Origin of the sequence: Sphingobium sp. ba1, from assembly GCF_000743655.1 — a bacterium.
Classification (GTDB): Bacteria; Pseudomonadota; Alphaproteobacteria; order Sphingomonadales; family Sphingomonadaceae; genus Sphingobium.
Genome location: NZ_JPPQ01000069.1, coordinates 2,094,915 through 2,102,603 on the forward strand (window position 1 = coordinate 2,094,915; position 7,689 = coordinate 2,102,603).

Below are 7,689 nucleotides of genomic sequence, written 5' to 3' on the forward strand. Positions count from 1 at the left end.
CTTGGCTCGCGCGTTCGGTGACGAGGCGGGTTACGCCGGCGGCCCGGTCGTAGCGGGGGCGGCGGGCGAGGCCGCTGTCGACCACGATCCGCACGCCGTCGATGGTCAGGCTGGTTTCGGCGATGGAGGTGGCGAGAATGACCTTGCGCACGCCGGAGCGGGACGGGCGAATCGCGGCGCGCTGGGCGGTCGGATCGAGCGAGCCGTGCAGCAGATGGACGTCGAACAGGCCGCCGTCGATCCGCTCCGCGGTCCGTTCGATTTCGCGCACGCCGGGCAGGAAGGCGAGCAGGTCGCCTTCGGCTTCCTCGCTGATCGCGCGGCGGATGGCGGCGGCCATTTCATCCTCGATCCGCTTTTCGGCGTTGCGACCGATATGGCGCAGGTCCAGCGGCTGGATGCGGCCCTCGCTCTCGATCACTGGCGCGTCGCCCAGCAGGGCGGCGAATCGCGCGCCGTCGAGCGTGGCGGACATGGGCAGGATGCGCAGATCGGGGCGCAAGGCTTCCTGCGCGTCGAGCGCGAGGGCGAGGCCGAAATCGCTGTCGAGGCTGCGTTCATGGACCTCGTCGAACAGGACTGCGGATATGCCCGCCAGTTCGGGGTCGTCCTGAATGCGCCGGACGAAGATGCCCTCGGTCAACACGAGCAGGCGGGTGCGGGCCGATTGCTTGCTGTCCATCCGCGTCGCATAGCCGACCGTGCCGCCGGGCTGTTCGCCCAGCATTTCGGCAATCCGCTCGGCCGCGGCGCGGGCGGCGAGGCGGCGGGGGGAGAGCAAGAGTATCTGTCCGCTGCACCAGGGCTGGTCGAGCAGGGCTGGGGCCACCGCCGTCGTCTTGCCCGCGCCGGGTGGCGCGACCAGCACGGCGTTGCTGCCGGTGCGGAGCGCAGCCAGCAGGTCGGGCAGGACGTCGTGGATCGGCAGGGCGGTCATGGCCGTTCCATCGGGCCATTTGGCGCTGTGGGCAAGATCAAGTGAACAGGTAGATGTGGATCGGGTTTTTGGGGTCGATCAGCATCTTGGTGGTCAGCGCGAGCGACATGATGATCAGCAACGGCTTGATGAGCGTGGAGCCGAAGCGCATCGCGAGGTGTGAGCCGATCTGGCCGCCGATGATGCTGCCGATCGCCATGGTCAGGCCCGCGATCCACAGCACATGGCCGCCCGCGACCATGGTGAGCAGGCCCGCGACATTGCTGGCGAAATTGGCGGCTTTCGTCTGGGCAGTGGCGCGCAGGATCGACAGGCCGCCCAAGGCCAGGAAGATAGTGGTGTAGAAAGCGCCTGCACCCGGCCCGAAGAAACCGTCATAAAAGCCGATGACGCCGACCAGCCCGCTGAGCGCCCACATGCCGACGCGGGCATGTCGGTCGGCGTCGCCGAGCTTGGGCGAGAAGGTGAAATAGGCGGCGATGATGATCAGCAGCGCGGGCATCAACCCTGCGAGGATCGAGGGATCGACTCGTTGCAGCAGCCATGCGCCGCCGACCGAACCGATAAAGGCAGCGATCACCGGGCCTTTATAGGTTTTGAGGTCCATATGCCCGCGCCGGGCATAGGCGAGGCATGCGCCGAAGGTGCCGAAACAACTTTGCAACTTGTTGGTCGCGACCGCCTGAACCGGGGGAATGCCCGCCGCCATCAGCGCGGGCAGGGTGATGAGGCCCCCGCCCCCCGCCATCGCGTCGATACAGCCAGCCATCAGCGCGGCGGCCATGAGGAAGGCGATGGTTTCGGGGGTCAGGATCATGGGCTGCTTGGCCTGTCCGCCTCATCCCGTTCGGGCTGAGCCTGTCGAAGCCCTGTACTTTCTCAAGGAAGGCCCTTCGACAAGCTCAGGGCGAACGGGGTGTGTTGGGTTAGACGAAATACAGGCCCAAACCCTCAATAGGCGCGCAGGGTCGCGAATTCTACCGCTTCGGTCAGCGCGGCTTTGGCCTTGCCATTGTCGAACATGCCAAGCGCATCGATCGCGCGCTGGCCATAGTGGCGCGCGCGGGCGAGCGTGTCGGCGATCGCGCCGGTGCGGCGCAGCAGGCCGGTGGCGTGGGCGAGATCGTCGTCGCTGATCTTGTGGCCTGCGATTGCTGCTTTCCAGAAAGCGCGATCCTCATCGCCGCCGCGCGCATAAGCGAGGATGACGGGCAGCGTCACCTTGCCATCGCGGAAGTCGTCGCCCGCATCCTTGCCCATGGTCGCGCCGTCCGACTCATAGTCGATCGCGTCGTCAATGAGCTGAAAGGCAATACCAAGGTTGCGGCCATAGACGTCGAGCGCATGCTCCTCCTTGTCATCGCGGTCGGCGACCACGGCGGAGATGCGGCAGGCGGCAGCGAAGAGCGCGGCGGTCTTGGCGCCGATAATGTCGAGATAATGGTCTTCGCTGGTGTCGATATTGCGCTGGGCGGTCAGTTGGTTGACTTCGCCCTCCGCGATTACGGCCGAGGCATTGGCCAGGATCTTCAACACCTTGAGCGATTCCGCCTCGACCATCAGCTCAAAGGAGCGGGAGAAGAGGAAGTCGCCGACCAGCACGCTGGCGCTGTTGCCCCAGATGATGTTGGCGGTCTTGCGGCCCCGGCGCAGGCCAGAGCCATCGACGACATCATCATGCAGCAAGGTGGCGGTGTGGATGAATTCGACGGCGGCGGCGAGCTTGTAATGGCGGCTGCCCGCATAGCCGACCAGGTCGGCGCAAGCGAGCGTCAGCATCGGGCGCAGCCTTTTGCCGCCGCCAGCGATCAGATGCCCTGCCAGTTCCGGGATCAGCGGAATGCGCGATTGCATCCGGTCCAGAATCACGGCGTTGACCTGGTTCATGCCGTCGGCAACCAGATTCATGATGGGGGCCAGCGATGGCGCGCTCTTGGCGCGGCCGATCGGGTGGACGTTACCGGGGGCGGGTGCTGTCATGACAAGCGCCATGTGGCGGTGCAAAAAGCTAAAGGCAAGCGGGAATAGCTTGCCTGTAGGGCCATATGGCGCAAAAAGCCTGCGAGTGGAACCAAAGGAGCATCCCGTGACCGACATGCTGCAACGCTATCGCGAAAGCATCGACAATATCGACGCGGCGCTGGTGTTCATGCTGGCCGAACGGTTCAAGGTGACCCAGGCGGTGGGCGAATATAAGGCGACCCATGCGCTGCCCCCCGCCGATCCGGGGCGGGAGGAGCGGCAGGTTGCCCGGCTGCGGCAATTGGCGCTCGACGCGAAGCTGGACCCGGATTTCACCGAGAAATTCCTGCGCTTCATCATTGATGAAGTGATCCGCCATCATGAGCAGTTGCGGGACGGCTGATCCCCTGCGCGGCGGTCAATCCGCCGGGTAGCTTTCATGCCCGGCATTGGGCCAGAGGAAATTGGTGTAGGTCAGCATGGTGGAGAAACTCTCCGACCGGACCTGATGCCACCAGCCGATGGGAATGAAGAGCAGGTCGCCGGGCGTCAGCACCAGATCATAGCGCAAGATGTCGCGTGCCGCGGGATGGGCGGCCAGTCGCGCGGGGGCGGTCACGTCATGCACGTCGCTGAACACATGGCGGCGATGGGCCAGGTGCCTGGTCTGCGATGGCGGGATCAGGACGATGCGCTTGGTGCCGGTCAGTTGCGCCAGCAGATTGTTGGTGAGGTCGAAATGGAGCGGGGTGAAGGCGCCCTCGCCGCCGATCCACAACATGCCGGGTGCTGGGGTCAGATAAGCATCGATCGTGCCGAGATCGGATTGCAGCGGGGCAAGCGCGGGGCCGTTCGCCGCGCTATTATAAGCGGTGAGATAGGCGTCGTTGCCGCCATCGCGCACCAGGTCGATAAAGGCACGGAACGGGCCGCGCTGGCGGTGGCGGTCCTTCATCAGTTCATAGTCGCCAGCGGCGGTGCGGCCGCCCTGATATTCCACGGTCGCGTCGCCCACCGCATCGGCCAGATAGTCGGGCGTCCAGCGGGTGAGGGCAGGCCAGTCTGCCAGCGCACCCTTGATCAGCACCGGGCGTCCGGTCGCGTAGAAGCTGTGCAGGAAATCCTCACTCGACAGATTTTCCGCCGTCAGCAGGCCGGAGGCGTAGGGAGACAGGGCGCGTTGCCGCTCCATCACGTCGAGCAGCCATTCGCGGCGGCGCAGCGTGCGGGTGAGATCGGGCGCGGGTGGCGCGGTCTTGGGCGGATCCTTGATCGCGTCGAAGCCGGTCTGTCGCAAGGCCATCTGCATCCGCATGTCGACCGGCGGGAAGGGGCGGGAGGGGGGAGGTTTGGCCATATTGTCCCTTATCGCCCGATCATGACGGGCCTGTTGCAGAGGATGACAATCAGGTGACGGTTTCGGCGGGGTCGGCAACGGGCGGCCGCTTGCCGCGCGAACGGCCGAGCAGGACACCGCCCAGCGCCAGGGCAAAGCCGATCAGCTGGATCGGGCCGAGCCGTTCGTTGAACAGCAGCCAGGCTTCGATCGCGGCGAGCGGGGGAACGAGGAGGAGGAGCATCGACATGGCGGTCGGTCCCTGATGCCGCACCAGCCAGACGAGCAGGCTGAGGCCCGCGGCGGACAGGCCGAAGATCGACCAGCCAAGGCCGAGCCACAGGACCGGGTCATTGTCCCAACGCCATTCGCCCACGATCAGCGTCGCGGCGATGGCGACCAGCGCGCCGCCCGCATTCTGGACTGTGCCCGAAATCAGGATCGGGTCGCCCGCGATCGCGCCGCGCTGGATGAGCGTGCCGCCGGTCATGCCGATGACAGCGACGATTCCCGCGACCGCCGGGATCAGGCTGACCGATCCCGCGCCGCTGCGCAGGATGATGGGCAGGAGGACGCAGGCGACCCCGGCGATGGCGATGGCAAGGCCGGACCATGCGCGGGCAGGCAACCGGTCGCCCAACAGCGCGACGCTGGCGACCGCGACCATCAACGGCTGGAGCGAACCGAGCAGCGACATGACGCCTGCGGGCATGCCATGGCTGACCGCCCACCAACTGACTGTCAGGTAGACGCCATGCAACATCGCGCCAGCGCCGAGATGCAGGGCGAGCCGCCGCCCGTGCGGCAACGCCTGCCGCGCGTAGAGCGCTGCGCCGCCGAGCAGCAGGGTCGTGAGGGTGAGGCGGATCGCCAGCACCAGTTCGGGCGCACCATGCGGCACGACGGCACGCGCGACGATGAAGCCGGTGGACCAGATGAGGACGAACAGGATCGAGGCGGCGAGCGCGAACATCACGCGCCTTTGGCGCAACGGCAGGATAATGTCGAGCGAGGGCAGGCCGGAAACGGGCGCGCCCTAAGTCGTCCATTTTCCTCCAACGCGATAATGGCGACGGGGACTATCGGCCGGTCTGGGGCATCCAGATCAGGGGCGATGGCGGCGGGTTGCAGGCACGCGGCGCCTTGGGCGTGCAGGTGCGGGCGCGATCCCGGTTCGATTTTTGCGCATACCAATAGAGTTGCCCCTGCGCGGGGCCGCTTACGCCATTCTGGCGAACGGTTGTCGAGACCCTCGTGGCATCATCCAGACCCGTCGGGATGGCGATCGCCGGCGGCCTGGCTGGCGTATAGACCGTGTCCTTGGCGGCAGAACGCCACGGTGCCGTCTTCAAGCTGACGGGGTCAAGGATCAGGTCTTTGCGATCCTGTCGCGAAGGCAGCGCCCATACCCGCATAGCGCCGCCACGGACTTCCTCGTCGAGGAATGCCGCAGTCGGCATGTCGGGGATGGACCCTCCACCCTTGATTTCGTTTCGCTTGCTGGCGGTCGCAATCGATTTCGACACCCAGCCGCGCCCGTCATAGCGGGCGACGAACACGGCATTACGGCCCCCTTCGCCATATTTGGTGTAGAGGATGAGGGGCTGGCCCGATGGCGCAATCGCGATCTTGGCGTTGTTGACCAGGCCTTTGCCTTCGCCAGGCGCATCGACGCGCTGCATGGTGCCGGGTGCCAACGGCCCCGTCGCGCTTTTGCCCCCGCTGCCGACCCACCAGGACCGGAAATCGGTGGTAGAGGCGTAGGTCACCGCAAAGTTAGTGGCCACGTCCGGCGTGCGGCGCCAGACCACTGTGACATGGAACCGGCCGTTCGAATCCTGGACGAAATCGCTGGGATAGGCGCTTACCGGGCCTTTTTCGTCCCGGTTGGCAAAGAGCGCGCCGAGATGCTGCCACTGCCCGTCCTGCCATCGGTTCAACCGCCATATGCCGTTGCCCGAACTGCCGTCGCGATAGAGAAAGAGGAGATTGCCCCGGCTATCCTGCATGAAACGCGGATAGGTAACCGCCTTTTCGTTCCGGCCGGTCATGGGCAGAAGCCGCAGCTTGCCAAGGTCGTTGACCGGGCCACGCGCATAGACGAGCGCGCTATCATGCATGTTGCCCGACACATGGATCTGGTCGTTGCGGTCGATGGCCACGACCAGCGCATTATGCGCGTCCCAGCCAGCGAAGCGCGATTCCAGCCTTTGGCTGCACCGTTTGCCGGAGCGTGGATCATAGGTCGCGACCGTCAGATAGCGTTCGGGATCATAATAAGCGACGACGAGGCGGCCATCGCGAGTCGTGGCTGACCCGGCGCCTGTACTGACGCCCGCCCAGGTTTCACCCACGGTTACGGTGTTGGAACCGGATTGCGGGCTGATCACGGCGCAGTTGGACGCCGACTGCGCGCCGGAGCCACAGGCGGCGATCGCAAAGGCGACAGCAACGGAAAGGGGGCGGAGCTGGCGCATCATGCTGTCATGTCCTTCGTGTCGTCATGTCGGTACCGTCAGGCAAACCCGGCCGACGGGCAAAGGGTTGCATCGGCACTTTAGCGACTGCCCCTATTCCCGCCCCGCGCGGATCGCTGCGCCGCCTGCGAAGGGGGTGAGGGCGACCAGCAGGAGCGAGGCGGCGGCGAGGAATTTGAGGGCTGCGCCGCTGCCGTCGCCGAGCGTGCCTGCGCCGAAGATCAGCAGCGGCACGGCGAGCGGCAAGGCGAGCAGGCCGGCCAGCGCGCCGCTCGATCGGAGGCCAGCGGTCAGCGTGGCGACCAGCAGGCCGAGCGCGGCGAGCGCGGGGGTGCCGACCAGCAGGCCGAGTTCCAGCATCCAGATGGTGCCGCCGTCGAGCTTCAGCAGCGCAGCGGCGGGCAGGGTCGCGATCATCAGGGCCGGGCCGAAGCCCAGCCAATGGGCGATCAGTCGGGCGAGGACGACCATCTCCTCGCCGATGCCGCGCAGCGCGATCTGGTCCAATATCCCGGCGTCCCGGTCCGGCGCGATCAGGCGATCGACGGGCAACAGGCTGGCGAGCAGCGCGGCGATCCACAGCATGCCGCCGCCGGTGCGCGCCAGCAGCGCGGCGTCCGGGCCGACCGCGAAGGGATAGAGGCTGGCGACGAGCAGGAGGAAGGCGACGGGGAGCCACAAGCCACCCGATGCCCAGGCTTGCGCCAGATCGCGCCGCGCGAGGAGCCAAAGCAGCCTCACAGCGTGTCTTCCAGGGCGCCGGGCAGATAGTCGGCAAGCGCTAACGTCAGCGGGGCGGTCATCGGCAGCGGCTGGTGCGAGGCGGCGACGACGATGCCGCCGGTCGCCAGATGCGTGGCCACCGCTGCGCCGAGCAGGTCGGTCGAGGCGCTGTCCAGCCCGTTGCCCGGCTCGTCGAGCAGCCAGATGGGAGTATTGCTGGCGATCACTCGCGCCAGCATCGCGCGCTTGCGCTG

Annotated in this window: 9 protein-coding genes; 1 reads left to right on the forward strand and 8 read right to left on the reverse strand. The window is 66.5% G+C overall.

All coding sequences use genetic code 11. The features are described from left to right. The 3 genes from IL54_RS13230 to IL54_RS13240 form a co-directional block, all read right to left on the reverse strand. Window positions 1-937 (reverse strand): DEAD/DEAH box helicase (locus IL54_RS13230; RefSeq protein ID WP_037476286.1); only part of this gene is annotated, 937 nt, incomplete at its 3' end. Between the two features lie 37 nt (window positions 938-974). After that, entirely contained in the window at window positions 975-1,754 is a 780-nt protein-coding gene (locus IL54_RS13235; protein WP_037476288.1) for a TSUP family transporter, read from the reverse strand. Window positions 1,755-1,888: 134 nt separating this feature from the next. After that, entirely contained in the window at window positions 1,889-2,917 is a 1,029-nt protein-coding gene (locus tag IL54_RS13240; RefSeq protein WP_037478643.1) for a polyprenyl synthetase family protein, read from the reverse strand. A 106-nt stretch (window positions 2,918-3,023) separates the two neighbouring features. Between IL54_RS13240 and IL54_RS13245 the strand changes: the two genes are divergently transcribed. After that, entirely contained in the window at window positions 3,024-3,302 is a 279-nt protein-coding gene (locus tag IL54_RS13245) for a chorismate mutase (RefSeq protein WP_037478645.1), read from the forward strand. A 15-nt stretch (window positions 3,303-3,317) separates the two neighbouring features. Here the strand turns inward: IL54_RS13245 and IL54_RS13250 are convergent, their stop codons facing one another. The 5 genes from IL54_RS13250 to IL54_RS24205 form a co-directional block, all read right to left on the reverse strand. After that, window positions 3,318-4,256, reverse strand: coding sequence for a cupin-like domain-containing protein (locus tag IL54_RS13250; RefSeq protein WP_037476289.1), 939 nt, complete (start codon window positions 4,254-4,256; stop codon window positions 3,318-3,320). Between the two features lie 49 nt (window positions 4,257-4,305). Continuing rightward, window positions 4,306-5,208: a DMT family transporter gene (locus IL54_RS13255; RefSeq protein ID WP_037476290.1), complete on the reverse strand. Its 903-nt coding sequence runs from the start codon at window positions 5,206-5,208 to the stop codon at window positions 4,306-4,308. Window positions 5,209-5,314: 106 nt separating this feature from the next. Next, window positions 5,315-6,715 (reverse strand): BNR repeat-containing protein, encoded by a 1,401-nt coding sequence (locus IL54_RS13260; protein ID WP_037476291.1) that lies wholly within the window; start codon window positions 6,713-6,715, stop codon window positions 5,315-5,317. A 90-nt stretch (window positions 6,716-6,805) separates the two neighbouring features. Then, window positions 6,806-7,453 carry a heme exporter protein CcmB gene (locus IL54_RS13265; RefSeq protein WP_037476293.1) on the reverse strand — a complete coding sequence of 216 codons (648 nt, stop codon included), beginning with the start codon at window positions 7,451-7,453 and terminating at the stop codon, window positions 6,806-6,808. Next, the coding region (locus IL54_RS24205) for a cytochrome c biogenesis protein CcmA (protein ID WP_037478646.1) at window positions 7,450-7,689 on the reverse strand (240 nt) is incomplete at its 5' end. The genes IL54_RS13265 and IL54_RS24205, both read right to left, overlap by 4 nt.

Excerpts from the sequence above, each read along its gene's own strand:
- IL54_RS13235 (WP_037476288.1), bottom strand. The coding sequence starts at position 1,754 with ATGATCCTGACCCCCGAAACCATCGCCTTCCTCATGGCCGCCGCGCTG.
- IL54_RS13240 (WP_037478643.1), bottom strand. The coding sequence starts at position 2,917 with ATGACAGCACCCGCCCCCGGTAACGTCCACCCGATCGGCCGCGCCAAG.
- IL54_RS13250 (WP_037476289.1), bottom strand. The coding sequence starts at position 4,256 with ATGGCCAAACCTCCCCCCTCCCGCCCCTTCCCGCCGGTCGACATGCGG.
- IL54_RS13255 (WP_037476290.1), bottom strand. The coding sequence starts at position 5,208 with ATGTTCGCGCTCGCCGCCTCGATCCTGTTCGTCCTCATCTGGTCCACC.
- IL54_RS13260 (WP_037476291.1), bottom strand. The coding sequence starts at position 6,715 with ATGATGCGCCAGCTCCGCCCCCTTTCCGTTGCTGTCGCCTTTGCGATC.